This is a genomic window from Herbidospora sp. NBRC 101105 (assembly GCF_030269205.1).
GTDB classification, from domain to species: Bacteria; Actinomycetota; Actinomycetes; order Streptosporangiales; family Streptosporangiaceae; genus Herbidospora; species Herbidospora solisilvae.
Window position 1 is genome coordinate 1,809,924 of record NZ_BSSX01000001.1, and the last position, 24,016, is coordinate 1,833,939.

The 24,016-nt window shown below is 72.7% G+C and carries 27 protein-coding genes; 13 read left to right on the forward strand and 14 right to left on the reverse strand.

Annotated features, from left to right (window positions below; all coding sequences use genetic code 11):
- The first annotated feature begins 75 nt into the window (after nt 1-75).
- Complete coding sequence (locus QSK34_RS07930) at nt 76-885, forward strand: GDSL-type esterase/lipase family protein (protein WP_285581561.1); 810 nt, start codon at nt 76-78, stop codon at nt 883-885.
- On the opposite strand, the gene QSK34_RS07935 is transcribed toward QSK34_RS07930, so the two are convergent.
- The 5 genes from QSK34_RS07935 to QSK34_RS07955 form a co-directional block, all read right to left on the reverse strand.
- The gene (locus tag QSK34_RS07935) at nt 882-1,487 is read right to left on the reverse strand and encodes a response regulator transcription factor (protein WP_285581563.1); all 606 of its coding nucleotides are present in this window, start codon (nt 1,485-1,487) and stop codon (nt 882-884) included. The genes QSK34_RS07930 and QSK34_RS07935 overlap by 4 nt on opposite strands.
- Nucleotides 1,487-2,533, reverse strand: coding sequence for a sensor histidine kinase (locus QSK34_RS07940; protein WP_285581565.1), 1,047 nt, complete (start codon nt 2,531-2,533; stop codon nt 1,487-1,489). The genes QSK34_RS07935 and QSK34_RS07940 overlap by 1 nt, the downstream gene beginning before the upstream one ends.
- Complete coding sequence (locus tag QSK34_RS07945; RefSeq protein ID WP_285581567.1) at nt 2,530-3,264, reverse strand: ABC transporter permease; 735 nt, start codon at nt 3,262-3,264, stop codon at nt 2,530-2,532. Before QSK34_RS07945 ends, QSK34_RS07940 begins: the two co-directional genes overlap by 4 nt.
- Nucleotides 3,261-3,956 (reverse strand): ABC transporter ATP-binding protein, encoded by a 696-nt coding sequence (locus QSK34_RS07950; RefSeq protein ID WP_285581569.1) that lies wholly within the window; start codon nt 3,954-3,956, stop codon nt 3,261-3,263. Before QSK34_RS07950 ends, QSK34_RS07945 begins: the two co-directional genes overlap by 4 nt.
- A 71-nt stretch (nt 3,957-4,027) precedes the next feature.
- Nucleotides 4,028-5,038 (reverse strand): Rv2578c family radical SAM protein, encoded by a 1,011-nt coding sequence (locus tag QSK34_RS07955; RefSeq protein ID WP_285581571.1) that lies wholly within the window; start codon nt 5,036-5,038, stop codon nt 4,028-4,030.
- A gap of 133 nt (nt 5,039-5,171) precedes the next feature.
- Here QSK34_RS07955 and QSK34_RS07960 point away from each other — a divergent pair, with 133 nt between their 5' ends.
- Together QSK34_RS07960 and erm are read left to right on the forward strand one after the other, a co-directional pair.
- The gene (locus QSK34_RS07960; protein WP_030453621.1) at nt 5,172-5,438 is read left to right on the forward strand and encodes a DUF3040 domain-containing protein; all 267 of its coding nucleotides are present in this window, start codon (nt 5,172-5,174) and stop codon (nt 5,436-5,438) included.
- Nucleotides 5,439-5,890: 452 nt separating this feature from the next.
- Complete coding sequence (erm, locus tag QSK34_RS07965; protein WP_502875402.1) at nt 5,891-6,571, forward strand: 23S ribosomal RNA methyltransferase Erm; 681 nt, start codon at nt 5,891-5,893, stop codon at nt 6,569-6,571.
- A gap of 2 nt (nt 6,572-6,573) precedes the next feature.
- Here erm and QSK34_RS07970 read toward each other — a convergent pair whose 3' ends face one another.
- Nucleotides 6,574-7,704 (reverse strand): FAD-dependent oxidoreductase, encoded by a 1,131-nt coding sequence (locus tag QSK34_RS07970; RefSeq protein ID WP_285581575.1) that lies wholly within the window; start codon nt 7,702-7,704, stop codon nt 6,574-6,576.
- Between the two features lie 56 nt (nt 7,705-7,760).
- Between QSK34_RS07970 and QSK34_RS07975 the strand changes: the two genes are divergently transcribed.
- Entirely contained in the window at nt 7,761-8,330 is a 570-nt protein-coding gene (locus tag QSK34_RS07975) for a TetR/AcrR family transcriptional regulator (RefSeq protein ID WP_285581577.1), read from the forward strand.
- Here the strand turns inward: QSK34_RS07975 and QSK34_RS07980 are convergent.
- Genes QSK34_RS07980 through QSK34_RS07990 form a run of 3 tightly spaced genes read right to left on the reverse strand, consistent with a single transcriptional unit; the run spans nt 8,327 to nt 11,229 of the window.
- Nucleotides 8,327-8,917 (reverse strand): ArsR/SmtB family transcription factor, encoded by a 591-nt coding sequence (locus QSK34_RS07980; RefSeq protein WP_285581579.1) that lies wholly within the window; start codon nt 8,915-8,917, stop codon nt 8,327-8,329. The two genes, QSK34_RS07975 and QSK34_RS07980, sit on opposite strands and share 4 nt — an antisense overlap.
- A 31-nt stretch (nt 8,918-8,948) precedes the next feature.
- Complete coding sequence (locus tag QSK34_RS07985; protein WP_285581581.1) at nt 8,949-10,559, reverse strand: penicillin-binding transpeptidase domain-containing protein; 1,611 nt, start codon at nt 10,557-10,559, stop codon at nt 8,949-8,951.
- Nucleotides 10,560-10,581: 22 nt separating this feature from the next.
- The gene (locus QSK34_RS07990) at nt 10,582-11,229 is read right to left on the reverse strand and encodes a lysophospholipid acyltransferase family protein (RefSeq protein WP_285581583.1); all 648 of its coding nucleotides are present in this window, start codon (nt 11,227-11,229) and stop codon (nt 10,582-10,584) included.
- Nucleotides 11,230-11,493: 264 nt separating this feature from the next.
- Between QSK34_RS07990 and QSK34_RS07995 the strand changes: the two genes are divergently transcribed.
- Nucleotides 11,494-12,609: a winged helix DNA-binding domain-containing protein gene (locus tag QSK34_RS07995; RefSeq protein ID WP_285581585.1), complete on the forward strand. Its 1,116-nt coding sequence runs from the start codon at nt 11,494-11,496 to the stop codon at nt 12,607-12,609.
- A 300-nt stretch (nt 12,610-12,909) separates the two neighbouring features.
- Entirely contained in the window at nt 12,910-13,680 is a 771-nt protein-coding gene (locus tag QSK34_RS08005) for a hypothetical protein (protein WP_285581587.1), read from the forward strand.
- 326 nt (nt 13,681-14,006) lie between these two features.
- On the opposite strand, the gene QSK34_RS08010 is transcribed toward QSK34_RS08005, so the two are convergent.
- Both QSK34_RS08010 and QSK34_RS08015 read right to left on the reverse strand, forming a co-directional pair.
- Nucleotides 14,007-14,756, reverse strand: coding sequence for an ABC transporter permease (locus QSK34_RS08010; RefSeq protein WP_285581589.1), 750 nt, complete (start codon nt 14,754-14,756; stop codon nt 14,007-14,009).
- Between the two features lie 3 nt (nt 14,757-14,759).
- Nucleotides 14,760-15,716 carry an ATP-binding cassette domain-containing protein gene (locus QSK34_RS08015; RefSeq protein WP_285581591.1) on the reverse strand — a complete coding sequence of 319 codons (957 nt, stop codon included), beginning with the start codon at nt 15,714-15,716 and terminating at the stop codon, nt 14,760-14,762.
- A gap of 235 nt (nt 15,717-15,951) precedes the next feature.
- On the opposite strand from QSK34_RS08015, the gene QSK34_RS08020 reads away from it, so the two are divergent.
- Genes QSK34_RS08020 through QSK34_RS08045 form a run of 6 tightly spaced genes read left to right on the forward strand, consistent with a single transcriptional unit; the run spans nt 15,952 to nt 20,918 of the window.
- On the forward strand, nt 15,952-16,299 hold the full coding sequence (locus tag QSK34_RS08020) for a YciI family protein (protein ID WP_285581592.1): 348 nt from the start codon (nt 15,952-15,954) through the stop codon (nt 16,297-16,299).
- Complete coding sequence (locus QSK34_RS08025) at nt 16,296-17,528, forward strand: RNA polymerase sigma factor (protein ID WP_285581594.1); 1,233 nt, start codon at nt 16,296-16,298, stop codon at nt 17,526-17,528. The genes QSK34_RS08020 and QSK34_RS08025 overlap by 4 nt, the downstream gene beginning before the upstream one ends.
- Entirely contained in the window at nt 17,528-18,331 is an 804-nt protein-coding gene (locus QSK34_RS08030) for an NAD-dependent protein deacetylase (RefSeq protein ID WP_161477839.1), read from the forward strand. Before QSK34_RS08025 ends, QSK34_RS08030 begins: the two co-directional genes overlap by 1 nt.
- A gap of 45 nt (nt 18,332-18,376) precedes the next feature.
- Nucleotides 18,377-18,874, forward strand: a complete 498-nt coding sequence (locus tag QSK34_RS08035) for a SigE family RNA polymerase sigma factor (RefSeq protein WP_285581596.1) — start codon at nt 18,377-18,379, stop codon at nt 18,872-18,874.
- Complete coding sequence (locus QSK34_RS08040) at nt 18,871-20,070, forward strand: TolB-like translocation protein (protein ID WP_285581598.1); 1,200 nt, start codon at nt 18,871-18,873, stop codon at nt 20,068-20,070. Before QSK34_RS08035 ends, QSK34_RS08040 begins: the two co-directional genes overlap by 4 nt.
- Nucleotides 20,067-20,918, forward strand: a complete 852-nt coding sequence (locus QSK34_RS08045; RefSeq protein ID WP_285581600.1) for a phosphotransferase family protein — start codon at nt 20,067-20,069, stop codon at nt 20,916-20,918. Before QSK34_RS08040 ends, QSK34_RS08045 begins: the two co-directional genes overlap by 4 nt.
- Here the strand turns inward: QSK34_RS08045 and QSK34_RS08050 are convergent.
- From QSK34_RS08050 to QSK34_RS08060, 3 genes are read right to left on the reverse strand one after another with little or no spacing between them, the layout of a single operon-like run.
- On the reverse strand, nt 20,867-21,277 hold the full coding sequence (locus tag QSK34_RS08050; protein ID WP_285581602.1) for an ACT domain-containing protein: 411 nt from the start codon (nt 21,275-21,277) through the stop codon (nt 20,867-20,869). The genes QSK34_RS08045 and QSK34_RS08050 overlap by 52 nt on opposite strands.
- Nucleotides 21,274-22,218 (reverse strand): tyrosine-type recombinase/integrase, encoded by a 945-nt coding sequence (locus QSK34_RS08055; RefSeq protein WP_285581604.1) that lies wholly within the window; start codon nt 22,216-22,218, stop codon nt 21,274-21,276. Before QSK34_RS08055 ends, QSK34_RS08050 begins: the two co-directional genes overlap by 4 nt.
- A gap of 5 nt (nt 22,219-22,223) precedes the next feature.
- Nucleotides 22,224-23,441 carry an RNA polymerase sigma factor gene (locus QSK34_RS08060; RefSeq protein ID WP_285581606.1) on the reverse strand — a complete coding sequence of 406 codons (1,218 nt, stop codon included), beginning with the start codon at nt 23,439-23,441 and terminating at the stop codon, nt 22,224-22,226.
- A 25-nt stretch (nt 23,442-23,466) separates the two neighbouring features.
- Between QSK34_RS08060 and QSK34_RS08065 the strand changes: the two genes are divergently transcribed.
- Nucleotides 23,467-23,862 carry a YciI family protein gene (locus QSK34_RS08065; RefSeq protein WP_161477832.1) on the forward strand — a complete coding sequence of 132 codons (396 nt, stop codon included), beginning with the start codon at nt 23,467-23,469 and terminating at the stop codon, nt 23,860-23,862.
- Nucleotides 23,863-24,016 lie beyond the last annotated feature (154 nt).

Below are 24,016 nucleotides of genomic sequence, written 5' to 3' on the forward strand. Positions count from 1 at the left end.
TGGAAGAGACGCCTGCCGCCTCGGTAATAGAGCCTTGGCGTTCGTGATCTCTACCTTTGGCTCCCGGAGGTGTCCATGATCAAGAAGATCACGCCGGTGGCCGCTGCCGTCGCGCTGCTCGTATGGCCTGGAACGGTCCAGGCCTCAACCCCGCCGATGACCATCGCGGCGCTCGGCGACTCGATCACCGCGGGCTTCAACGCCTGCGGCTGGTACGTCGCCTGCACGTCGCGCTCGTGGGCGGCCGGCGACCACAAGGACGTGAACAGTCACTACCTGCGCCTGCTGGCCGACGGGGCCGACGTCAAGGGCCGCAACCGCAACTTCGCGTACAACGGCGCGACCAGCGACGACCTGATGGAACAGATGGAGAAGGCCATCGAGGCCAAGGCCACCTACGTGACGATCCTCGTCGGCGCGCAGGACGCGTGCGTGCGTACCGAGAGCCAGATGACCCCGGTGGCGACCTACCGGGCCCGGGTCGACGCGGCGCTGGCCAGGCTGGCCCCGACGGGCGCGCAGGTGCGCATCACCAGCATCCCCGACCTGAAGCGCCTGTGGCGGGTCGCCAAGGACAACCCCGTCGCGCGGGCGTTCTGGGGCGTCGCGCGCATCTGCCAGAGCATGCTGGCCAACCCGACCTCGACCGCGCCGAAGGACGAGGCCCGGCGCGACCGGGTGCGGGCGCGGGTGATGGCGTACAACAACGAGATGGCCAAGGCCTGCGCCGCCTACGGGCCGCTGTGCCGGTACGACAACGGCGAGGTGTTCCGCTACCAGTTCCCGGTGTCGATGGTGAGCAAGTGGGACTTCTTCCACCCCAACGCCGAGGGGCAGAAGACGATCGCCCGGTTGTCGTTCCAGCGGGTGGAGTCGCCGGTCTAGAGCCAGCCGTTGTGGCGGGCCACCCCGGCGGCCTCGACCCGGTTGCGGGTGCCGGTCTTGCCGATGGCCGACGACAGGTAGTTGCGGACCGTGCTCTCCGACAGGTGGAGGCGGGCGGCCAGGTCGGCGATCGTGGCGCCGTCGCCGGCGATGGCGAGGATCTCGCGTTCCCGGTCGGTCAGCGGGCTCGGCCCGGCCGACAGGGCGGCGGCGGCCAGGGCGGGGTCGACGACGCGTTCGCCGCGCAGCACCCGCCGGATGGCGTCGGCGAGGTCCTCGACCGGGCCGTCCTTGACGAGGAAGCCGCGCGCCCCGGCGTCCATGGCCCGGCGCAGGTAGCCGGGGCGGCCGAACGTGGTGAGGATCAGCACCCGGCAGGCGGGCAGCCGGTCGCGCAGGTCGGCGGCGGCCTCCAGGCCGCCGCGGCCGGGCATCTCGATGTCGAGCAGGGCGACGTCGGGCCGCGCCTCCAGGGCGGCGGGCACGACCTGGGTGCCGTCGCCGACCTGGGCGACGACCTCGATGTCCGGTTCGAGGCCGAGCAGCAGGGCCAGGGCGCCGCGCATCATGCCCTGGTCTTCGGCCAGCAGCACACGGATCATCAGGGGGTGGCTCCTTCCGGGACGCCGACGGTGAGCCGGAAGCCCCCGGCGGGGACGTTCCCGGCGGTGAACCGGCCGCCCGCCGCCTCGACGCGTTCGCGCAGGCCGCCGAGCCCGTTCCCGGACGCGGTCCCGGTGACCCCGGCGCCGTCGTCGGCGACGGTCAGCTCGGCCCCGTCACCGTCGCCGACGACGAGGGTGATGGCGCAGGTCCGGGCGGTGCTGTGGCGGATCACGTTGGTGACGCCCTCGCGCACCGCCCAGCCGAGCAGCGCGTCGGTCTCGGGCGTGAGCGGGCTGCCGGGGCCGCGCACGGTCAGCTCGATGCCCGCGGCGGCCAGCGCGTCGCGGGCGGAGGAGAGCTCGGCGTCGAGCCCCCGGCCCCGGTAGCCGGTGACGGCGGCCCTGACCTGGGTGAGGGCCTGGCGGCCGATCTCCTCGATGTCGGCGGCCTGCCGGGCGGCGGCCGCGCCGTCGCGGGGGGCCAGCCGCCGGACCGCCTCGGCCTTGACGACCATGACGGACAGGGTGTGGCCGAGCAGGTCGTGCAGGTCGCGGGAGAAGCGCAGGCGCTCCTCCGAGACGGCCACCCGGGCGAGCTCCTTCCGGGTGGCCCGGAGCTCGGCGATGGTGTCCCAGAGCTGCACGATGATCCACGGCACCAGCCCGGCGACGAACACCCCCCAGCCGGAGAAGGCGACGTTCAGGCCGCCGACGTCGCTCCTGACGGCGGCGGCGACCGCGACGGCGGTGAGCGGCACCAGCAGCGCCACTCCCGGCCATCGGCGGACGATCGCGCCGGTGAGGACGGCGCTCATCGTGAGCGCGAAGGTGAAGGCGCCGCCGAAGGCCAGGGCGGCCGCCGAACTCGTGACGCCGAGCAGGGCCAGGGTGAGGCGGGACCGGCGGCGGGCGGTCCACAGGTAGAGGGCGGTGATCGCGACCACGGCCGCCCAGCGGAGGATCGAGGGCCGGGCGACCGTCTCCAGGACGGGGAGGGCCATGAGGAGGACCCAGAAGGCGAATCCTCCCTGACGGTGGGTCATGCACTCCTCCCGGCACGGCGGAAACCGTACAAAGCGTAAAGGGTGAAGACGGCGGTCCACCCCAGCAGGAGCAGCACCGATCGCAGGGAGGGGGCCTCGCCGAAGAGCACCGCCCAGGGCAGGTTCGCGTACGCCGCCACCGGGCTCCACTCGCTGACGGCCTGCAACCAGCCGGGGAAGCCGGCGGCCGGGAACCACAGGCCGCCGACGACCGACAGGGAGATGTAGCCGGCGAGGTTGGCGGCGGCCGCGTTCTGCGGGCTCAGCAGGTAGGCGTTGCCGAGAGCGAAGAGGCTGAACGGGATCGTGCCCACCCAGAGCAGCAGGGTGACCGCGACCCACGCGGACGGCGTCAGCGGCACCCCGTTGACCAGCCCCCCGGCGGTCAGGACGAGCAGGATCGAGGGCACCACGATGATCGCGCCGGTGGCGGCCTTGCCGGCGATGACCCGCCACGGCGCGATGGGCAGCACGGCGAGCTGGGCCAGCCAGCCGAGGGACTTGTCCTCGCTCGTGCCGGTGCCGTTGCTGAACGCGCCGCCGAGCGCGCCGTAGGCGGCCATGCCCACCATGCTCCACGCCGCGGCGGCGGCCCGCGCCTCCTCGCCCTGCGCGCCCAGGGCGAGGTTGCTGAAGATCAGGTACAGCACGACCGGCAGGGTGAGGCTCATGACGATGAAGCCGTGGTCGCGCAGCATCTTGCGGACTTCGAGGCGGATGTAGGCGGTCATGCGATCCTCCCGGAGATGAGGGCCAGGAAGGCGTCCTCCAGGTCGCCGCCCCGCTTGATCTCGGCGCTGGTGCCGTCGGCGACGAGCCGGCCGCGGTTGAGCACGACGATGCGGTCGGCGAACCGGTCGGCCTCGTCGAGGTGGTGGCTGGAGAAGACGACGGTGCGGCCGCTCGTCGACAGGCCGTCCCAGAAGTCGCGGCGGGCCTCGACGTCGAGCCCGGCGGTGGGCTCGTCGAGCACGAGCAGCTTCGGGTCGCCGGCCAGGGCCATGGCGAACCGCACCCGCTGGCGCTGCCCGCCGGACAACCGGTCGACGCGGGTGCGGTCGAGGCCGGCGAGTCCCGTCCGGGCGACGATCTCGTCGTAGGGGAGCGGCGCGGGGAAGACGGCGCGGGCGAACCGCACCAGCTCGCGGACGGTGACGCGGGGCGGCAGCCCGATCTCCTGCTGCATGACCCCGACGAGCCCGTCGTTGACCGCCGAGCGGGAGTCGCGCCCGAAGATGGACGTGGCGCCGGCGTCGGGCGCGAGCAGCCCGAGCAGCACGCTGATGGTGGTGGTCTTGCCCGCGCCGTTGGGCCCGAGCAGGGCCAGGCGCTGCCCCTGGGGGACCGTCAGGCTGAGGCCGTCGACGGCGAGGACGTGCCGGTAGGCCTTGCGCAGGCCCCGGATGACGATGGCGTCGGTCATGACGACGACGCTATTTCCGGCGCTCGCGCGGCCGTAGGGAGCCGGATCCCGAGATCGGCGGGACAAATGTCCTAACGGAACAGTCCGAGCTGCTCCGCGTCCGGCGTGCGCGCCGGAAGGGCGGCCGGGCGGCCCGCCCGCTCCCTGATGCCGTATTTGCGGGCCAGCTCGGCCACCTGGTCGGTGATGCGCCGCTGGTAGGCCTGGGGCGCGTAGGCGCCGCGCCCGTAGAGCTCGTGGTAGCGCGGCACCAGGCGCGGATGGTCGCGGGCCAGCCATTCGAGCCACCACTCGCGCGCGCCGGTGCGCAGGTGGAGCACGAGCGGGGTCACGCCGGTGGCCCCCGCCTCGGCGATCTCCTTCACGGTCGCCTCGAGCTGGGCGGGGGAGTCGGTCAGGTAGGGCAGGATCGGCGCCATCAGCACCGAGCACGGGACGCCGGCCTCGTTGAGCGCGGCCACGGCGCCCAGCCGGGCGCGCGGGCTCGGCGTTCCCGGTTCGGTGGCCCGCCAGGCCGCCGGATGGGTGGTGCCGATCGACATGGCCGTGGACACCCGCGTCCGCCGGGCCGCCTCGGCGAGCAGGTCGAGGTCGCGGAGGATGAGCGTGCCCTTGGTCAGGACCGAGAAGGGGTTGGCGAACTCGGTGAGGGCCCGGATGATGCCGGGCATCAGGCGGTAGCGCCCCTCGCACCGCTGGTAGGGGTCGACGTTGGTGCCCATCGCGATGGGGTCGCCCCGCCAGCGCGGCGCGGCGAGCTCGCGGCGCAGCAGCTCGACGGCGTTGGTCTTCACGACGATCTTCGTGTCGAAGTCGTGGCCCGCGTCGAGGTCGAGGTAGGTGTGGGTGTTGCGGGCGAAGCAGTAGACGCACGCGTGGGTGCAGCCGCGGTAGGGGTTGAGGGTCCACTCGAACGGGACACGACTGGCGCCGGGGACGCGGTTGACGATCGAGCGGGCGTGGATCTCGTAGAAGGTGACGCCGCGGAACTCGGGCGTGTCGATCGTGCGGACGACCGCACCCTTGGTGATCAGGGCGTTGTCGGGCCGTTCGGGGATGAGTTGCAGGTTGTCCCAGCGCATCCCATGATTGGAACACCTGTTCGATCATGATCGCAACGGAAAGCGGGGGCAAATCGCACCCCACCAAACGGCTAACGATCTTCTTTAGGGGGAACGACGTCCGCACACACCTTGCATCCCTGGGAGGTGCGCCATGTCCTGGTCGCAAGACGAGGAGCGGATGCTGGCGATGATCGAGCGGCACCTCACAGACGAGGATCCGCGGCTGGCCGCCCGTTTAGAGTCGTTCAACGAACGGGTGGAGCGGGGCGAGCGCAATCGCCGCCGCACCGACAAGAAGAGGCGCCGGTGGCGGCGGTCGACGGTGGTGATCGCGGTGAGCTGGTTGCTGATCGCGACGTTGATCGCGACGCTGCTGGTGATGGCCTTCCACAACGACGCGGCGGCGGTTCCCTTCTAGTTCCGTTACGGCTCCGCCCGGCCGGCACCGCCCGCCGCCCCCGGTGCGGGCCCTCCACCGGCGCCGGCCGCCCGCTCCCGGCGGCCCGCCGTCACGGGTTAAATGCTTTGTCCGCGCCATTCCCCGATGTCTACAGTGACCCGCATGGCCTCTGCATTCTGCTGCCCCTTCTTCATTCGCATCCGCCACGGCCGGGCTCTGGCCCGCTAGCGGACGCGATTCATTCTCTGAACTGAGGGCATTTCGCGTCCCAGGCGCGCCCAGGGCCCTTCGAGACCCCATGAATCTCGAAGACCCAGAAGGGCAGTGCTGTGGCGCAGAATTTCGCGCACGGAAACTATTCGCATACCCAGAAGAAGGCCAGGAACAGCGGTGGCGGTCGCACGCCCGCCGACGGCGCGCGCCGGACGCTCTCGCAGAACTTCCTGGTCGACCGGCACGCCGTCGACCTGATGGTGAAGGCCGCCGCGCCCGAAGGGCTCGTGCTGGAGCCCGGCGCGGGGGAGGGGGCGCTCACGTTCGCGCTGGCCGAGGTGGCCGCGCGGGTGATCGCCTACGAGATCGATCCCCGGCTCGCGGGGCGGCTCGCCTCCCGTACGAAGGACGATTCCGTCATCGAAGTGGTGAGAGGTGATTTCACGCGTGCGCGGATACCACGGGAGCCGTTCGCGGTGGTGGGGAACATTCCGTATTCGGTCACTTCGAAGATCGTCGACTGGTGTCTTCGGGCGCCGGATCTATCGTCGGCGACACTACTGACCCAGCGTGAGTACGCCCGCAAGCGCACCGGCGACTACGGCCGCTGGAGCCTGGTCACGGTCGAGTCGTGGCCGTGGTTCCACTGGCGGCTCGGGCACACCGTCTTCCGGGAGTCGTTCCGGCCGGCGCCCTCGGTCGACTCGGCGATCCTGCGCATCGAGCGCAGGCCCGAGCCCTTGGTGCCCGACCGGCGCTCCTACCGCGCGCTGGTCGAGCTCGGCTTCGGCGGGACCGGCGGTTCGGTGCGGGCGTCGCTCAGGACCCGCTACGCGGGGGTGGACGCCGCCCTGTCGGCCGCGGGGGTGCCCCGCGACGCCGTCGTGGGACACGTCCACCCCGACCAGTGGGTCACCATCTGGCGGCGCCTGCACTGAGCTCACGCGAGCCAGATCGCGGCGAGCTGCCGGGCGGCCAGCGACGGCGGGGTGGCGCGCAGCAGCGTGTCGCGCAGCCAGGCGGCCGGCCCGGTGCGGGTGGTGAGCCGCGACTGACGGCTGGAGGCGGCCATGAGCCGGTTGGCCCGTGGCCGCCTTTCGGCGTCGTAGCGGCCGAGGCGTTCGGCCGCCTCGGCCGGGGTCGCGCCCGCAAGGTGCCTGACCAGGGCCGCGGCGTCCTCGAAGGCCTGGCTCGCGCCCTGCCCCAGATCGGGGGTCATGCCGTGGGCGGCGTCGCCGAGCAGGCAGATCCGGCCGGTCGTGTAGGTCGCCAGCGGCTTGGCCAGCCGGGTGATGGGATCGACATGGACGTCGGCCACGGCGGTCGCCCGCAGGACGGCCGGCACGGCCGGGTGCCAGCCCGCCATGAGCTCGGCCACCTGCTCCAGGGCCTGCTCCGGCTCCGGGACGGTCGCGGGCATGGGGGTGTCGGTGAACCAGTACAGGCCGCCGGACCCCATCGGGAACAGGCCGAACATCGCGCCGCTGTGCCGGTCGAGGAGGATCGCGGTGAGCAGGTCGTCGACGCCGGGGATCCGGCCGAGCGTGCCGCGCAGGTCCAGGCGGCCGGTCCGCTCGGTGCCCGGGTGTCCGGGGAACAGGCGGGCGCGCAGGCGGCTGCCGATCCCGTCGGCCACGACCACGGCGTCGGCGGCGTCGGCGCCGTCGACGAGCACGCGGCCGGGCTCTTCGGCGAGGCCGCCGACGGCGACGCCCGTCCGGATGCGGTCGGCCGGCAGTCGCTCGCGCAGGGTGCGGTGCAGGACGGCGCGGTCGACGACGATGGTCGGGCCGTAGCGTTCCTGGGCCTTGGCGGCGTCGGTGACCAGGAGCGGACGGCCGGCGCGGTCGCGCAGCCCGCCCTGGGCGGTGGGCGCGGCGTGCTCCCGCAGGGGTGCGCCCAGTCCGAGGGTGTCGAGGGCGGCGAGGCCGTTGGGCATGACGACGATGCCGGTGCCGGTCTCGCGCAGTTCGGGGGCGCGTTCGTAGAGGGTGACGTCGTGGCCGGTCAGGTGGAGACCGGTGGCGGCGGCGACGCCGCCGAGCCCGGCTCCGATGATCGCGATTCTCATGGGGGTCCCGTCATTCACTACGGTCGTACTACTACCGTTATTGGTAGCATGGCCGGGTGCCGCCCACCAATCCGGACCGCCGCCGGGCCCTCACCGACGCCGCCATCGGGCTGCTCGCCTCGTCGGGGGTGCACGGCCTGACCCACCGCACCGCCGAACGCGCGGCGGGCCTGCCGACGGGCACGGCGTCCAACTACTTCCGCAACCGCGAGGCCCTGCTGGTGGCCGCGGCCGAACGGGTGGTCGAGCTGCACCTGGCCGACATGGACGCCGCCGCCGAACGCCAGACGGGCGAGCCCGACCTGGTCGGCCTGCTGACCGACTCGCTGCTGGGCGCGGCGACCGCGCTGCGCGACCGCTACCTGGCCATCTTCGAGCTGCGGCTGGAGGCCGTCCGCCGCCCCGAGCTGAACCGGGCCCTGGAGGGACTCCAGGCGGCGGCGACGGTGTTCACGGCCGGGCACCACGCCCAGCTCGGGCTCGCCATCGCGCCCGAGCGGGTGCCGGGGCTGATCGCGCTCTACGGCGGCGCGCTGTTCACCCTGGTCACGGCCCCCGAGGGTACGGTCACCCGGGAGGGCGTGGAGACGATCGTGCGGGCGATGGTGCCCGAGGCGCCGGGCTAGGGCTCCTGGCGGGTGATGGCCGGGTGGAGGGCGACGACGACCCGGTGGTCACGGCCCCCCGGCGCCTGCTCGTCGTGGTAGCGGGAGACGAGGGAGGCCACGGCGGCCGACAGTTCCTCGGCGAACGCGGCCCGGTCGCGGGGGCCGGCGAAGCGCACGGTCCCGTCGATCGCGAACGTGGCCACCTTCTGCTGCGCGCGTTCGGAGCGGGTGATCAGCGTGCCGACGTCCTTCACGAGCTGGGCCGCCACGGCGAGCAGCCAGGCCGCCGACAGGCGGTCGGGACGCCGGGAGGGGTCGGGTTCGACCGCCCCCAGCGCGGCGGGGGAGATGACGTAGGACCCGGCGGTGGCGCGCATGACCCGCTCGGTCACGTTGCCCTTGCGGCGCTCCTCGACGAGCTCGACCAGGCCGTGCTTCTCCAGCGTCTTCAAGTGGTAGTTGACCTTCTGCCGGGGCAGGCCGATCTTGGTGGCGAGCTGGGTGGCCGAGCCGGGCTCGGCCAGTTCGGCCAGGATGCGGGCGCGGACCGGGTCGAGGGAGACCTCGGCGGCCGCCGGGTCGTCGATGACCGCCACTTCGAACATGGCCTCAGAGTCTCACCGACAAGAAAAATTGTCAAAGCCCCCGCAGGAAGTCGGCCGCCACCGGCGCGGCCACCTTGCCGCCGCCTCCGCCGCCCTCCACCACGACCGCGAACGCCACGTCGTCGCGGTAGCCGTGGAACCAGGCGTGGGAGGGCAGCTCGGGCCCGCTGCCGTATTCGGCCGTGCCGGTCTTGCCGTAGGCGCCGCCGGGCAGCCCGGCCGACTTGGCGGTGCCCTTCGACACCACCGCGCGCATCATCGCGCGCAGGTCGTCGGCCACCCCGTCGGGCAGCGGCTTCTCCTTGGCCTTCTGCTTCAGGCCCGGGACCAGCGTCGGGGGCCGCCAGGTGCCGTCGGCGACGGCCGCAGCGACCGAGGCCATGATCAGCGGGCTGGCGATGATCTTCGCCTGGCCGAACGACTCGGCGGCGAGCTCGGCGTCGGAGGTGGCCTTCGGCATGCTGCCCTCGCTCGCCGGCACGCCGATGTTGAGCGGCTGGTTGAATCCGAGGTCGCCCGCGGCGTCGTAGAGGCCCTCGGCGCCGAGGTGCTCCTGGGCCAGCGGGGCGAAGGTGGTGTTGCAGGAGTAGGCGAAGGAGTCGCTGAAGGTGATCGTGCCGTACTCCGCGTTGTCGCTGTTGCGGATCTTCAGGCCGCCGACGACGGCGTTCTCCGGGCAGGTCACCTTCTCGCCCGGGCCGACCCCCTTGGCCAGCAGGGCGGCGGCGGTGACCGTCTTGAAGGTCGAGCCGGGGGCGTACTGGCCGTTGAGGGCCCGGTTGAAGTCGCCGCGGTTGTTGGCGATGGCCAGGATCTCGCCGGTCGAGGGGCGGATGGCCACGAGCGAGGCGGGCTTGTCGAGGTCGCGGACGGCGTTCGCGGCGGCGTTCTGGATCGTCATGTCCAGGCTGGTCCTGACCGGCTCGCCCTCCTTGCCCTTGATCGACTCCAGGGGCGTGTCGCCGGCCATGACGTCGGTGGTGGGGGTCCCAGCCAGGCGTTTCTGGAAGGTCTCCTGCAGGCCGCCGCGTCCGATGGCCTGGTTCTTCCGGTAGGCGGGGCCGAGTTTCGCGACGTCCTTGGCGTTCGCCTTGTCGAGGAAGCCGACCAGTTGCTGCACCGACCCGCCGACGTCGGTGCCGTCGATGCGGTTGCCGTCGGCGTCGGTCAGCGCGGCCCGCTGCGGCCAGGTCGTCTTCAGCGCCAGCTTGGCGGTGCCGTCAATGCCGGGGTGCAGGGCCTGCGGCTTCCAGTCGACCTTCCAGTGCCGGTCGAACACGACCAGGTCGAAGGTGCCCGTGTACGTCCAGGGCCCGACGTCGGCGATGTCGAGGGTCGCCGTGTAGGAGGCCTCGTAGCGGTCGTCGCCGGCGGGCGCCACCTGGCCCAGTTCGACGTTCTTCACGGTCGCCTTGAGATCCTTGGCGATCGAGGCGGTCACCGTGTCGAACGTGGCCGGGACCGGGGTCACCAGCTGCGTCTTCATCGCCGCCAGGTCGTCGGCCGCCCAGGCGGCGGCGTAGAGGCGGGCGGTCTCCTGAGGGGTGCCGCGCGTGTGCAGCACCCACCAGGCGCCGGCCCCGCCGCCCGCGGCGGCGACCACGCACGCCACCGAAATGATCGCTATCGTTCGTCCCCGCACGGCGACGAGCTTAGCGAATTCGTTACGTATTGGGCCGTTTGGCGTAGCTGGGCACGTACTCCTGGCCGGAGAGTTCGCGGATGGCGTCCATGATCTGGTCGGTGACCTCACGCCGGTCGCGGGCCTTGGCGGCGTCGCCCTCGAAGGTCATCGGCTTGCCGATCGTGACGTCGATGCGGTGGACGCGCGGCACCGACGCGCCCGGCGGCAGCACCTTGTCGGTGCCCGCCAGCGCCACCGGCAGGACGGGCGCGCCGGTCGTCAGGGTCAGCCAGGCCACGCCGATCTTGCCCTTGTAGAGGCGGCCGTCGGGGGAGCGGGTGCCCTCGGGGTAGATGCCGAACAGCCCGCCGTCGTTCAGGACGCCGGCGGCGGCGTCGAGCATCGCCTGGGCGGCGCCGGCGCTGTCGCGGTCGATCGCGATGTTGCCGCTCATGATCAGGCGGGTGATCGGGCTGCCGGTGAAGTATTCGTTCTTCGCGACGAAGGTGACCGGGCGGGGCATCAGCGCGGGCAGGAAGAAGGAGTCGAGCGCGGACAGGTGGTTGGCGGCGATGATCGCCGGGCCCGTCTCCGGGACGTGCTCCATCCCCACGACGCGCGGACGCCAGAGGGCGTGCATCACGGGGACGCTGACGACTTTGGCGACGCGGTAGAACAGCGACGACAAGGGGGCTCCTCCCTCGGTTGACCGCTCCAAGCCTAGATGTCGCCTGGACCGAGAGACGACGATGCCCCGCACGCGGGCGGGGCATCGCTGGAGAACGTTTTAGGCCGGTGTGGTGGTCGCCTCCTCGGCGAGATGCACAACACGGTTCCAGCCGAACGGTATTCCGTGAAGGCGGTATATGCGGCCCGGGGGACACATCCACACCGGCACTACGTAGTTAACCACACACGGGGGCCCGGTGTTCCCGCCCCGTAGGCTGGCCGCATGCCGATCACCACCCGCGCCCTCAACCGTGCCCTGCTCGCCCGCCAGGGTCTGCTGGAGCGGATGCGGCTCCCGCTGCCGGATGTGGCCGAGCGGATCGGCGCGCTGCAGATGCAGTACTGGCCCGCGCTGGGACCGGCGTTGTGGAGCCGCGCCCACGAGCTCGCGCCCGAGTCGCCCTGGCACGCCCACTCCACCGGCGACCTGGTCACCGGCACCCTGCTGCGCGGCACCATCCACACCGTCACCCCGGCCGACTACCCCGCCTACGCGGCGGTGTCAGCCGCCTCGAAGGTGGGCGCGTTCCGGGCCGGCCCCGAACCCGAGATCGGCGAGCTGCTCGACCTGGTGCGCGAGATGGGCGCCACCCCGCGTCCGGCCGCCGAACTGGTGGCCGCGATCGACGAATGGGTGGTCGCGCACCCGGGCGTGTTGTCCGACCGCGAGATCGAGCTCCAGCGCCTCTACCGGTGGACGTCGGTGATGATGCGGGTCGGGTTCATCCGCGTCCCGGCCGAGGGCACGTGGTCCAAGCGCACCCCGGTGCTGTTCGCGCTCGGCCCGGCCAAGGAGTTCCCGCCACTGCGGGAGGCGCTCGACTTCGTCGTCCGCCGCCACCTGAGGGCGTTCGGCCCGGCCGCCGCCGAGGACGTCGCCTCGTGGATCGCCTGGAACATCACGCCGGTCCGCGCGGCGCTGGAGGCCATGCCCGACCTGGTGACCTTCACCGACGAGGACGGCCGCACCCTCTACGACCTGCCCGGAGCGCCCCGGCCGGGCGAGGACGCCGAGGCGCCGGTCCGGCTGCTGCCGTGGTTCGACAGCACCCTGCTCGCCTACGCCCCCGGCCGCCGCACCCGCATCCTGCCCGACGCCCACAAGGACCACGTCTATGTGAAGGCCAACGGCCAGCTCAAGCCGTCGTTCCTGGTCGACGGGAGGGTCGCCGGGCTCTGGACGATGACGACGGCCAAGGGCGGGGCGGTGACGCTGGTGCTGACCCCGCTGGAGCAGGTCCCGATCCTGGCCAAGGCCGAGCTGGTCGCCGAGGCCAAGCGGCTGCTGGAGTTCACCCACCCCGCCGCGACCTCCCACGAGGTGGTGTTCCGGGGCTAGGCCTGTTTCGAGGATGTGACCGCGTTTGTCGTAGCGGGTGGCCACCGCCCGAACTGTTTGAGCCTGTTGATCGCCCGCTCGACCACGTTGCGGCGGGCGTAGCGAGCGGGGTCGGGGCCGGTCCGGCGGCCACCGGCCGACCCGCGCTGACGCCGATGCGCCTTCTGATCGTCGGGTTCGGGGATCGTGGGCCAGACGGTGTACCCGGTGATCGTGCAGCTGGTTCGAGGCCAATGCTGATCGCTTTCGTTATCGCCGCCTGCGACGATGGCCGCATCTTCTGGGATGGACGGAGTCGTGATGAGGCGATCGTTGGCTTCGGTCGTGGCCGCGCTGCTGGCCGGTGGGGTGGCCGCGCCCGCTGCGGCGGTCGCGCAGACCCGGCCGCCCGACCCCGTGCGGGCCGTGCAGAAGCAGCTGCGTCAGGGGCACGGGGTGCGGATCTCCGAGCTCGCCGCGATGATCGACGGGACACACTCCACCGCTGCGGCCCGCATACGCGGTCAGGTGCAACTGAGCCCGAAGGGGCCGGTCGCCTACGACGCCACCGGTTACTCCATTCTCGTTCCGTACGACGACCAGGAAACCTCCTGGCGGGCCGCTCTTGGCGGGGCCGACTGGGACGACACCACGTACGTCGGCGGGGTCACGTACACGCATGAACCGCCCGGCAGTCTCCCCGACGGTAAGTCGTGGATCCGGTGGGACTGGAAGGCGCCGCAGGTCGCGGTTTTCAGCAATCAGGGGATCAACGTGTTCGACGAACGCGTTCTGCGCACTCTGCTGCGCGGGGTCACCGGCAGGGCCGTTTCCGGCGGGTACGTCTATCGCGGCGTCGTGAGCCACAAGCGGCTGGGGCTTCCTCCCACCGGTGACGTGAAAGACGAGATCCACTGGTCGCTCTGGACCGACGCCAAGGGCCTGCCCACCCGGCTCCGGACCACGGACCTCGTCTACGGCCGGGAGCCGAGGATGGGCCTCAGCTACGACACCCGCTTCCTCGACTGGGGGTTCCCCCTGGTCGTCACCGCGCCGCCGGCTGACCAGGTGATCGACTCGGCTGACGTGTGACGGCGCGGTCGGGGGCGAGATGCCTCTGGCCACCCACTTCGACAGGTGGGCGTAGGCCGAGGCCAGCACGAGCCGGAACGGGACGCGGCTGAACGGCGGCGGCCGCAGGTGTACGTCGGAGCGGCCCCCAGTCGCGGATGAGCAGCAGGCGGCGGTACTCCCGGCCCCGCCCAGCCCGAGTAGGCGGCCTCCCCGCGGCGGAAGGTGTCGCTGTCGGGGCGGCGGACGTGGGTGCGCACGTCCGTCTCCGACCTGACCTGGAACACCGGCTCGGGGCCGGCTCGCGTGGGGCCGAGCCGGCTCCGCACCTGATCCAAGAAACAGGGCTAGAGCCCGCGTGCCATGCGGCGGCGGGCCAGGTGGAGCCCGAGGAGGGCGGTCACCACGGCCGCCGTTGCGCCCCACAGGACCGGCGCGTCGAGGAACCTCCCGGCGAACAGGGCGCGTTCGGCCTCGACGACGTAGGTGACCGGGTTGACGGCGGCGGCCACCTGCAGCCAGCCCGGCCCGTTCTCGACCGGCAGCAGCACGCCCGACAGCAGCAGCAGCGGGAACATGACGACCTGGGTGACGCCGTAGAACAACTCCCCGCCGGGCGCCGAGACGATGGCCAGCACGAACGACAACCCGCCGAGCCCGATCCCGAACACGACCAGCAGGGTCAGCCCGGTCAGCACGCCCGGGACGTGCGGGTCCAGCCCGAGCGGGACGGCCAGCCCGATGATCAGGACCGCCTGGGCCAGCAGGACGACGAACTCCTTGAGTGTGCGGCCGACCAGCAGGGCGGTCCGGCTGACCGGGGTGACGAGCAGGCGCTCCATCGAACCGCCGATGAGGTCGAGGAGCAGGAAGTATCCGGCCATCAGCGGCCCCGACAGGCACATCATGATCAGGATGCCGGGCACGAACCACTGCCAGGCCGGGCCCGGCGTGTCGGTGCCGTTCTCCAGCAGGGGGCCGAACAGGTAGAGGAACAGCAGCGGCTGGGCCATGGTGAAGACGAGCGAGAGGGGCTCTCGCCAGACGGGGGCGAACTCGCGGCTGAAGATCGTGGCGGTGTCGCGGAGGAAGGTCACGGGTCAGGCCTCCTGGTCCTGGATGGTGCGGCCCGTCAGGGCCAGGAAGACGTCGTCGAGGGTCGGGCGGGAGCTCTCGGCCGTGTCGATCTTGAGCCCGGCCGCGTCCAGGGCCCGCACGAACTCGGGCAGCGCGCGGTCGGCCGCCGCCACCCGCAGGGTCAGCCTCGGGCCGTCGGAGGCGAGGCCGGCCGCGCCGGGTAGGCCCGCCGCGATCTCGGCCGCGCGGGGGACGTCGGCCGGGTCGTGCAGGGTGACGGTCAGGCGGTCGCCGGCCAGGTCGGCCTTCAGGCGGCGGGCGGTGCCGTCGGCGATGATGCGGCCCTGGTCGATGACGACGACGCGTTCGGCCATCGCGTCGGCCTCGTCCAGGTAGTGGGTGGTCAGGAACAGGGTGGTCCCGTGGTCGGCGCGCAGGCGCAGGATGTGCGACCAGATGTCGGCGCGGCTGGCCGGGTCGAGGCCGGTCGAGGGTTCGTCCAGGAACAGGAGGGGTGGGCGGTTCATCAGGCCGAGCGCGATGTCCAGGCGGCGGCGCTGGCCGCCCGACAACGTCGACGGCTTACGGGCGAACATGCCGTCGAGGCCGACCACCGTCAGCAGCTCCTCGGCGCGCGAGCGGGCCGCGCGGCGGGTCATGCCGTAGCAGCGGCCCTGGGTGACCAGCTCGTCGCCGATGCGGAACGCCTCCCCGGCGCCGCCCTTCTGGCCGATGTAGCCGATCCGGGCGCGCACGGCCGCCGCCTCGGTCGTGACGTCGTGACCGGCCACCCGGGCCGTGCCGGACGTCGGCGGGAGCAGGCCGGTCAGCATCCGCAGGCAGGTCGACTTGCCGGCGCCGTTGGGCCCGAGGAAGGCCACGAGCTGACCGGGCTCCACGTCGAGGTCGACGCCGCGCACGGCGTCGACGGAGGTCTTCTTGAGGGTGTACGTCTTGGTCAGGCCACGGGCGTGAATCATGAACCCTCCAGGTTTTGGACACGCCGAAGAAACCCCTGGTCGGGGGCGTTTCGGGATCGCTCCATCCTGACCGGCCCAGGCGGCCCCAGGCAAACGTGAAATGTACGTTCACGTTCGGTCTGACCTGCGGAAACGCCGGAGGGTGGCAGGTGTCCACCGATCGTGAAACAGCCCTTGAACTGGGCGGCAACCGGTTTTTGAAGATTTTTTGATCGGGGGCGATACGGTCGGGTCCATGAAGTACGCGCTGATGATCTACGGCACTCAGGCGGGCTACGCGGCGTTCTCGCCGGAGGAGTTCCAGACCCTGGTCGACCGCCACGACGCCTGGATCGCGAAACTCCGCGAGACCGGCGAGCTGGTGGCCGCCCAGGGCCTCGAAGGAGAGGACCAGGCGAGGTCGGTCCGGGTGCGCGACGGCATCCCCGTCGTCACCGACGGGCCGTTCGTGGAGGCCAAGGAGTTCCTCGCCAGCCTCTACATCGTCGAGTGCTCGGCCGAACGGGCCGTCGAACTGGCGGCCGGGCTGCCCGAGGCCGAGTTCTCCGCCGTCGAGGTGAGACCGGTGTTCGAGGGCTCATGACCGGCGTCGACGCGGTGACCGACCGCCTGCTGCGGGAGCTGGCGCCGCAGGTGCTCGCGGTGCTGGTCCGCCGCTGGGGCCGCTTCGACGCGTGCGAGGACGCCGTCCAGGAGGCCCTGCTGGCGGCGGCGCTGCAGTGGCCCGTGGAGGGCGTGCCGGCGAGCCCGAAGGCGTGGCTGGTGACCGTCGCCACCCGCCGCCTGGCCGACGAGGCGCGCAGCGACCAGGCACGCGAGCGCCGCGAGGAACGCGTCGCGGCGATGCCCGGCCCCGGCGACGACGTGGAGCATCACGACGACACCCTCACCCTGCTGTTCCTCTGCTGCCACCCGTCGATCTCGCCGTCGTCGCAGGTCGCCCTCACCCTCCGGGCCGTGGGCGGGCTGACGACCGGGCAGATCGCGCGGGCGTTCCTGGTCCCCGAGGCGACCATGGGCCAGCGCATCAGCCGCGCCAAGCAGTCGGTCAGGGCCGCCGGAGCCCGGTTCGAGCCGCCTCCGGCGGCCGAGTGGGAGGCCCGGCTCGCGGTCGTCCTGCACGTCCTCTACCTGATCTTCAACGAGGGCTACGCCGCCAGCGCCGGAGAGGGCCTCCTCGACGTCGAGCTGACCACCGAGGCGATCCGGCTGACCCGGCGGCTGCACGCGCTGCTGCCCGGCGACGGCGAGGTGTCGGGCCTGCTGGCCCTGATGCTGCTCACCGACGCCCGGCGCCCGGCCCGCACCGGCCCCGGCGGCACCTTGGTCCCGCTCGCCGAGCAGGACCGTTCCCGCTGGAACCGGGCCCTCATCGCCGAGGGCACCGACCTGATCACCGAGACCCTGCGCTCGGCCTCGCTCGGCCCCTACCAGGTGCAGGCCGCCATCGCGGCCGTCCACGACGAGGCCCCCAGCGCCGCCCAGACCGACTGGCGGCAGATCCTGGTCCTGTACGCCACCCTCAAGCGCTTCTGGCCCGGCCCCATGGTGTCGCTCAACCACGCCGTCGCCGTCGCCATGGTCGACGGTCCCGCCGCCGGCCTCGACCTGCTCGCCGAGGTCGAGCGGGACGCCCGGCTGAAGGGCCACCACCGCGTGGAGGCGGTCCGGGCCCACCTGCTCGACATGGCCGGCGACCTCGACGGCGCCCGCGCCGCCTACGCCAAGGCCGCGCGCCAGACCGCGAACCAGCCCGAACGGCGCTACCTGGAGCACAAGGCACGCCAGGCGGACCGCAGAATGGACAGGTGATGCGAGAACTCGCCGGCCTGGTCGGCGACGGGGGAGTGGTGGTCCTCAGCGGCGCGGGACTGTCGACCGAGTCGGGCATCCCCGACTACCGGGGCGAGACCGGCCGGGCCCGCCGCGCCGACCCGATGACCTACCAGACCTTCACCACCAGCGCCGCCGCCCGGCGCCGCTACTGGGCCCGCAGCCACGTCGGCTGGCGCCACATGGGCCGCGTCGAACCCAACTCCGGCCACCACGCGGTCGCCCGCCTCGAACGGCTCGGCCTGGTCGACGGCGTCGTGACCCAGAACGTCGACGGCCTCCACCAGGCCGCCGGCACCCGCCGTGTGGTCGAGCTGCACGGCGGCCTCGACCGGGTGGCCTGCCTCCGCTGCCGGGCGCGCATCCCCCGCACCGAGCTCGACGACCGCCTGAAGGCGGCCAACCCCGGCTTCGACGCGGCCGTCGGCCCCATCAACCCCGACGGGGACGCCGTCGTCCCCGACGAACTGGTGGCCGGGTTCACCGTGGTCGACTGCGACGGCTGCGGCGGCCTGCTCAAGCCCGACGTCGTCTTCTTCGGCGAGAACGTGCCCCAGCCGCGCGTCGACGAGTGCTTCGGTATGGTCGCCGCGGCCCGGCTGCTGCTGGTGCTGGGCTCCTCGCTGACCGTGCGGTCGGGCCGGCGCTTCGTCGACCGGGCCGAGGCGCTCGGCATCCCGATCGCGATCGTCAACCAGGGCCCGACCGGCGGCGACGACCAGGCGCTCCTCAAGCTCGACGCGCCCCTGGGCGAGACGCTGACGGTGCTGGCCGGAGCGTGAGCGGCCCGGCTTCAACACTTCGCGGCCCTCGGCCGTCTAGGTGATGTGGACCCCGACCCCGACTTCGCCGCGTTCGCCGCCGAACGCGCCGACGCGCTCTTACGGTACGGCTACGTCCTGAGCGGCGACCCCCACGACGCGGCTGACCTCACGCAGGAGGCGCTGGCGCGGCTGCACCGGGCGTGGCCGCGCGTGCGGCGGAAGGACGACCCGGAGGCCTATGTGCGGGTCGTTATGGCCCGCCTGCACATCAGCGTCTGGCGGCGGCGCCGCCGCGAGAGCCTGGCCGTCGACCCGCCCGACGGCGCCTGGGAGGACGAGCGTCCCTCCGACCGCGAGCAGGGACTGTGGCGCGCGCTGGCGGACCTGCCCCGCAAACAGCGCGCCGTGCTGGTGCTGCGCTACTACGAGGACCTGACCGACGCCGAGATCGCCCGGGTGCTGGGCATCGCGCGCGGCACCGTCCGCAGCCACGCCAGCCACGGCCTGGCCCGCCTGCGCGCCGTCATCGGAGACACCGCGACCGACAGGAGCCCGCGATGACGCTGGAAGACGACCTGCGCGCCACGCTGGCGCGCGCCGCGACCCACGCTCCTCCCGCCCCGCCCGGCCTGCTCGACGGGGTCGCCCGCCGTCGCCGCCGCCGGGCCCGGTCCCGGCTGCTCGCCTCGGCGGCCGCCGTCGTGCTGGTCGCGACCGGGACGGTGCTGGCCGTCCGGCACGAGCAGCCCGAGCCGGTGGTGGTCACCCCGCCCCCGCCGGCCATCACCGAGGAGCAGGTGGCGGGGTCGCCGCCGGTCGAGGAGGTGTGGCCGGGCGCGGTCCAGATCGCCCCCGCCTCCCTGGAGAACGGCAAGCGGCTGCGCCCGCTGCTCATCGCCGACGACCACACCACGCTGCTGACGACATGGAGCTCCCACGAGAGGGCCGGCGCCGTCTACGCCTACGACCAGCGCACCCGCGAGCTGCGCCAGGTCACGCTGGTGCCCTCCCGCAAGGGCGAGATCGCCGACGGCTTCGTGGTCGCGGGCGACCGGCTGGTCTGGCACGTCAAGACCGACACCTCCGCGACCCTGTGGCGGGCGCCGCTGGCTGGGGGGACCGCCGAGCGGCTGCCGGGCACGCTGCCGCACGTGCCCTGGGCCACCGACCTGGTCGGCGACCGCCTCGTCTACTCCGCGGGCGACACGGGCGTCTTCAGCGTCCCGGTGACCGGCGGGCCGCCCACGCCGGTGCCGGGCGGCGAGGGGCTGCACCTGCTGGAGTGGCCCTGGGCGGGCGACCCCCACCTGCCCGCCGACGGCGAGAAGGACGTCCGCTTCCGGCGGCTCGTCAACCTGGAGACCGGGGAGGTCCGCCACGCCGCCCTCACCCCGGGCGACCGCCACGTCGTCTGCGGGGTGACCACCTGCTCCGGGCAGCACGCCGACGGCACGTCCTTCGCGCGCGCACGGGACGGGTCGGGCGAACGGGAGGTGCCGTTCGCGCCGCAGGGGCTGGCCGCCGACCGGTTCATGGCCGTGACGGTCACCGGCCGGGACGAGGCCGAGCAGTACGTCGTCGACGTGGTCACCGGGCGGTCCGGCAGCCTGGAGCTGAACGTCACCCTGGACGGCGGCGAGCGGTCCTACACCACGATGGGCCTCACCGCGGACGACCGGGACATGCTCAGCGCGCATCGGACCGGTGACGACACGTTGGTGTTCATCGACCTGAGGCGGATAACCTCAGGCCCGTGATCGACGAGATCGGCGCCGTCGCGGCGCGTCATCTGGGGCGTCCGGCCCGGTCGGTGGTCAAGCTCGGCGAAGGCTGGGACAACGTCGCCTACGAGGTCGACGGCGACCTCATCGTGCGCGGCAGCAAGGAGGGCGGCGCGGCGGAGGTCCGCCGCGAGGCCGCGCTGCTCGCCGTCGTCGCGGAGGTCTCGCCCGTGCCCACCCCTCAGGTCCTCTTCGTGGACGGGGAGGCGGGCGTGATGGCGTACCGGAAACTGGCGGGAGAACCTCTCGACAGCCGGCTCGGGCTCGCGGTCGCCAAGCCGCTGGGGGCCTTCCTCGCGGCGATGAACGCGGTGCCGCGGGAGCGGGTCGCCGGTCTGGTCGAGGTCGACGACGACCCGTTCTACGCCTGGCTGGCCGGGACCATCGAGGAGTACAAGGAGGTCGTCCAGGAGCACGTGCCCGGCGACCTGCGGGTGCCCATCGAGAGGTTCCTCCGCGAGAACCCGCCGCGCGACGAGACCAAGACGCTGGCGTTCTGCCACAACGACCTCGGCGCCGAACACGTGCTGACCGACGGCGCGACCGTCACCGGGGTCATCGACTGGACCGACGCCGCCGTCGCCGACCCCGCCCACGACCTCGGGCTGGTCCTGCGCGACCTCGGCCCCGAGGTGTTCGCCGAGACGCTGCGCCACTACCGCGACCACGGCGGCGACGCCGGGCCGACGGTGGAGACGCGCGCCCGGTTCTACGCGCGCTGCGCGATCATCGAGGACATCGCCTACGGCCTCACCCGGCCCGGCGCCCGCTTCTACGCCGAAGAGGGCCTGTCCCACCTGGCCTGGACGTTCGCCGACAACTGACCCAGCACCCGCATCGTGTCGCCGGCCCGCTCCGGCGGCACGAACAGGTGGTCGTGGAAGTAGGCCGACACCGCGTTGCACGGGATGCCCTCGGCCGCCAGCGCGGCCGTGATCGCGGCCAGCATGCCGACGGCGGCCAGCGACGAGTGCACCCGCAACGTGATCCAGCGGCACGGGAAGACGCCCTCGGCCCGGCCCTCCGGGACCACCAGGGTCACGCCCTCGGGCTCGGTGAACGTCAGCACCGGCGTGAGCCCGGGCGGCGGTTCGGCGGCGGTCGCGAAGACGTAGACGCCGTCGTGCAGAACGGGGTCGAGGGTCGCCAGCAGGGTGGCGAGGTCGTGTTCGCCGGGTGTCATCCGATGACCGCCGCGACGATCTGGGACGGGTCGCGTTCGAGGTTGTCGCGGCTGTGGATGTAGATGTCGGTGGTCGACGAACTGGAGTGGCCGAGCGCCTGCTGCAGCTGCTTGACCGAGGCGCCCCGGTCGCTGGCGACCGTCGCGAACGTGTGGCGCAGCGCGTGGGGCGTCACCTTCGACTCCAGGCCGGCGGCCTTGGCGACCTTCACGACCAGCCGGTAGGCGTCGGCGCGGTCGAGCGCCCGGCCGCCCGCCGTGGCGAACAGCGGGCCGGTCAGCCGGTCTCTGGTGACCCCGGCCCGGCGGGCGCGGTCGTCGAGGTAGGCGTCGAGCGCCGCCGCGGTGGCGGGCGGCAGGTTGCGCACGCGGGTCTTCTGCCCCTTGCCGACGATCCTGAGGGTACGGTGGCCGCGCTGGTGACCCAGGTCGTCGATGGTGGCCGCCAGCGCCTCGGACACCCGCGGCCCCAGCTCGATCATCAGCCGGACGAACGCGGCCGTGCGCAGGGCGGTGGGCCCCGTCGTCGCGTCGGCCGCCGCCACGAGGGCACGCGCCTCCTCTTCGGTGAGGCCGACGGTCTCCGACTGGAACCGTTCGACCTTGGGGCGGCGTACCCGCGTGAAGGGGTTGGACTCCAGGACGCCCTCGTCGGTCGCGTAGGCGTACCACGACGAGATCGCCGACAACTTCCGCGCGAGGGTGCGCGGCGAGACCGGTTCGAGCCAGCGGGCGAACGCGTCGCCGTGCACCCGGACGGCCCGCAGCGGATGGATCTCGTGCCGCTCGCAGAAGGCGAGCCACTGCGCCAGGTCGGAGCCGTAGGCCGAACGGGTGTGGGGGGAGGCGAACGACAACAACCACGCCTGCGTGAGCCGGTCGAGCACCGCCTCGCCGTCACGGGCCACCACGCCGTCGATCACACGTTCGGGCAGACTCATGATCGTCAGGATACTCCGGCACGCGCCAGCAGCAGGGCCCTCTCGCGCTCGTTGCGCGTCAGCCCGGCCGCCCGCCGGAACTCGGCCCGCGCCTCCTCGTCGCGGCCCAGCCGGGCCAGCAGATCGCCCCGCACGCTCGGCAGCAGGTGGTAGCCCCGCAGCGCGGGCTCGTCGGCCAGCTCGTCGACCAGTGCCAGCCCGGCCGCGGGGCCGTAGGCCATGGCCAGGGCCACCGCCCGGTTCAGCTCGACGACCGGCGACGGGACCTCCTCGGCCAGCCGGTCGTAGAGACCCGCGATGCGCCGCCAGTCGGTCGCCTCCGCCGTCTCGGCCCGGGCGTGACAGGCGGCGATGGCGGCCTGGAGCGCGTACGGTCCCGTGCCCGCCCGCTCCAGCGCCGCCAGCCCCGCGGCGATCCGGCCGCGGTCCCACTTCGTGCGGTCCTGGTCGAGCAGCAGGATGGGGTCGCCGTGCTCGTCGGTGCGGGCGTGCAGCCGGGAGGCCTGGATCTCCAGCAGCGCCCGCAGGCCGTGCACCTCGGGCTCCTTCGGCAGCAGGTCCTCCAGGAGGCGGGCCAGCCGCAGCGCCTCCTCGCACAGGTGCGGCCTGACCCAGTCGTCTCCCGCCGTGGCGGTGTAGCCCTCGTTGAAGATCAGGTAGACGACCTCCAGCACCGCCTCCAGGCGCTCGCCCAGCTCCTCGCGGGCCGGCACCTCGAACGGGACCCGCTCGACGGCGAGGGTCTTCTTCGCGCGGGAGATCCGCTGGGCCATCGTGGCCTCGGGGGAGAGGAACGCGCGGGCGATCTCGTCGGTGCTCAGCCCGCCGAGCAGCCGCAACGTCAGCGCGACCCGCGTCTGGGTGGTCAGCACCGGATGGCAGGCGACGAACAGCAGCCGCAGGACGTCGTCCTCGATGGCGTCCGGATCGGGCTGCTCCTCGACGTCGACGGCGGTCCGGGCCAGTTCGGCGAGCTTCTCGTCGTGGCGTTCCCGCCGCCGGAACACGTCGACGGCCCGGCGTTTGGCGACCGTGGTCAGCCAGGCCCCCGGATTGGCCGGGACACCGTCGCGGGGCCACTGTTCCAGTGCCGCCACCAGGGCGTCCTGGGCCAGCTCCTCGGCCAGGCCGACATCGCCGGTGAGCCGCGTCAGCCCGGCGATGACGCGGGCCGCCTCGCTCCGCCAGACCTCTTCCACCACGTGGTGCGCCTTGTTGGTCACCGCGCCATTCCACCAGACTGGGCGGATGCGATTCATGATCATGGGCCTGGGAAACGAGGCGACCGAGGCCGGGGTGCTGCCCAGCGACGAGCTCATCGCGGCGATGCACGCCTACAACGCCGCCATGACGGAGGCCGGGGTCCTGGTGGCCGCGGAGGCGCTGCACCCGATGACGCGGGGGGCGCGGATCTCGTACCGGAAGGGCAAGGCCGTGGTCATCGACGGTCCCTTCACCGAGACGAAGGAGGTCATCGCCGGGTTCTGGATCATCGAGGTGGAGTCCAAGGAGGAGGCGGTGGCCTGGGCGTTGAAGATGCCGTATGTGCAGGACGGGGAGGAGGGGGTGGAGATCCGGGAGGTCTTCGAGGTGCCGGAACTCGACGAGCGGATCGCGGAGGAACGGGCGCGAGGAGAGCGGTGAGGGGCGGGTACGTCGGCTGTAGGTCTCGTGATCGGTTCCGTCATCTGCGTCAGCACGGGGTGGACCCTGGGCCTCCGCCCGTCACCGCGACGAGCACCAAGTGGACCCCGGGGTCGTAATCGTCATTGGGAGGCGGCGCGCCGGCCTGCTCGTG

Excerpts from the sequence above, each read along its gene's own strand:
- QSK34_RS08030 (WP_161477839.1), top strand. The coding sequence starts at position 17,528 with ATGCGAGAACTCGCCGGCCTGGTCGGCGACGGGGGAGTGGTGGTCCTC.
- QSK34_RS07960 (WP_030453621.1), top strand. The coding sequence starts at position 5,172 with ATGTCCTGGTCGCAAGACGAGGAGCGGATGCTGGCGATGATCGAGCGG.
- QSK34_RS07980 (WP_285581579.1), bottom strand. The coding sequence starts at position 8,917 with ATGTTCGAAGTGGCGGTCATCGACGACCCGGCGGCCGCCGAGGTCTCC.
- QSK34_RS07995 (WP_285581585.1), top strand. The coding sequence starts at position 11,494 with ATGCCGATCACCACCCGCGCCCTCAACCGTGCCCTGCTCGCCCGCCAG.
- QSK34_RS07930 (WP_285581561.1), top strand. The coding sequence starts at position 76 with ATGATCAAGAAGATCACGCCGGTGGCCGCTGCCGTCGCGCTGCTCGTA.
- QSK34_RS08005 (WP_285581587.1), top strand. The coding sequence starts at position 12,910 with ATGAGGCGATCGTTGGCTTCGGTCGTGGCCGCGCTGCTGGCCGGTGGG.
- QSK34_RS07945 (WP_285581567.1), bottom strand. The coding sequence starts at position 3,264 with ATGACCGCCTACATCCGCCTCGAAGTCCGCAAGATGCTGCGCGACCAC.
- QSK34_RS08055 (WP_285581604.1), bottom strand. The coding sequence starts at position 22,218 with ATGAGTCTGCCCGAACGTGTGATCGACGGCGTGGTGGCCCGTGACGGC.
- QSK34_RS08025 (WP_285581594.1), top strand. The coding sequence starts at position 16,296 with ATGACCGGCGTCGACGCGGTGACCGACCGCCTGCTGCGGGAGCTGGCG.
- QSK34_RS08015 (WP_285581591.1), bottom strand. The coding sequence starts at position 15,716 with ATGATTCACGCCCGTGGCCTGACCAAGACGTACACCCTCAAGAAGACC.
- QSK34_RS07970 (WP_285581575.1), bottom strand. The coding sequence starts at position 7,704 with ATGAGAATCGCGATCATCGGAGCCGGGCTCGGCGGCGTCGCCGCCGCC.
- QSK34_RS07935 (WP_285581563.1), bottom strand. The coding sequence starts at position 1,487 with ATGATCCGTGTGCTGCTGGCCGAAGACCAGGGCATGATGCGCGGCGCC.
- QSK34_RS07955 (WP_285581571.1), bottom strand. The coding sequence starts at position 5,038 with ATGCGCTGGGACAACCTGCAACTCATCCCCGAACGGCCCGACAACGCC.
- QSK34_RS07950 (WP_285581569.1), bottom strand. The coding sequence starts at position 3,956 with ATGACCGACGCCATCGTCATCCGGGGCCTGCGCAAGGCCTACCGGCAC.
- QSK34_RS07940 (WP_285581565.1), bottom strand. The coding sequence starts at position 2,533 with ATGACCCACCGTCAGGGAGGATTCGCCTTCTGGGTCCTCCTCATGGCC.
- erm (WP_502875402.1), top strand. The coding sequence starts at position 5,891 with ATGGTGAAGGCCGCCGCGCCCGAAGGGCTCGTGCTGGAGCCCGGCGCG.
- QSK34_RS08020 (WP_285581592.1), top strand. The coding sequence starts at position 15,952 with ATGAAGTACGCGCTGATGATCTACGGCACTCAGGCGGGCTACGCGGCG.
- QSK34_RS08040 (WP_285581598.1), top strand. The coding sequence starts at position 18,871 with ATGACGCTGGAAGACGACCTGCGCGCCACGCTGGCGCGCGCCGCGACC.
- QSK34_RS08065 (WP_161477832.1), top strand. The coding sequence starts at position 23,467 with ATGCGATTCATGATCATGGGCCTGGGAAACGAGGCGACCGAGGCCGGG.
- QSK34_RS08050 (WP_285581602.1), bottom strand. The coding sequence starts at position 21,277 with ATGACACCCGGCGAACACGACCTCGCCACCCTGCTGGCGACCCTCGAC.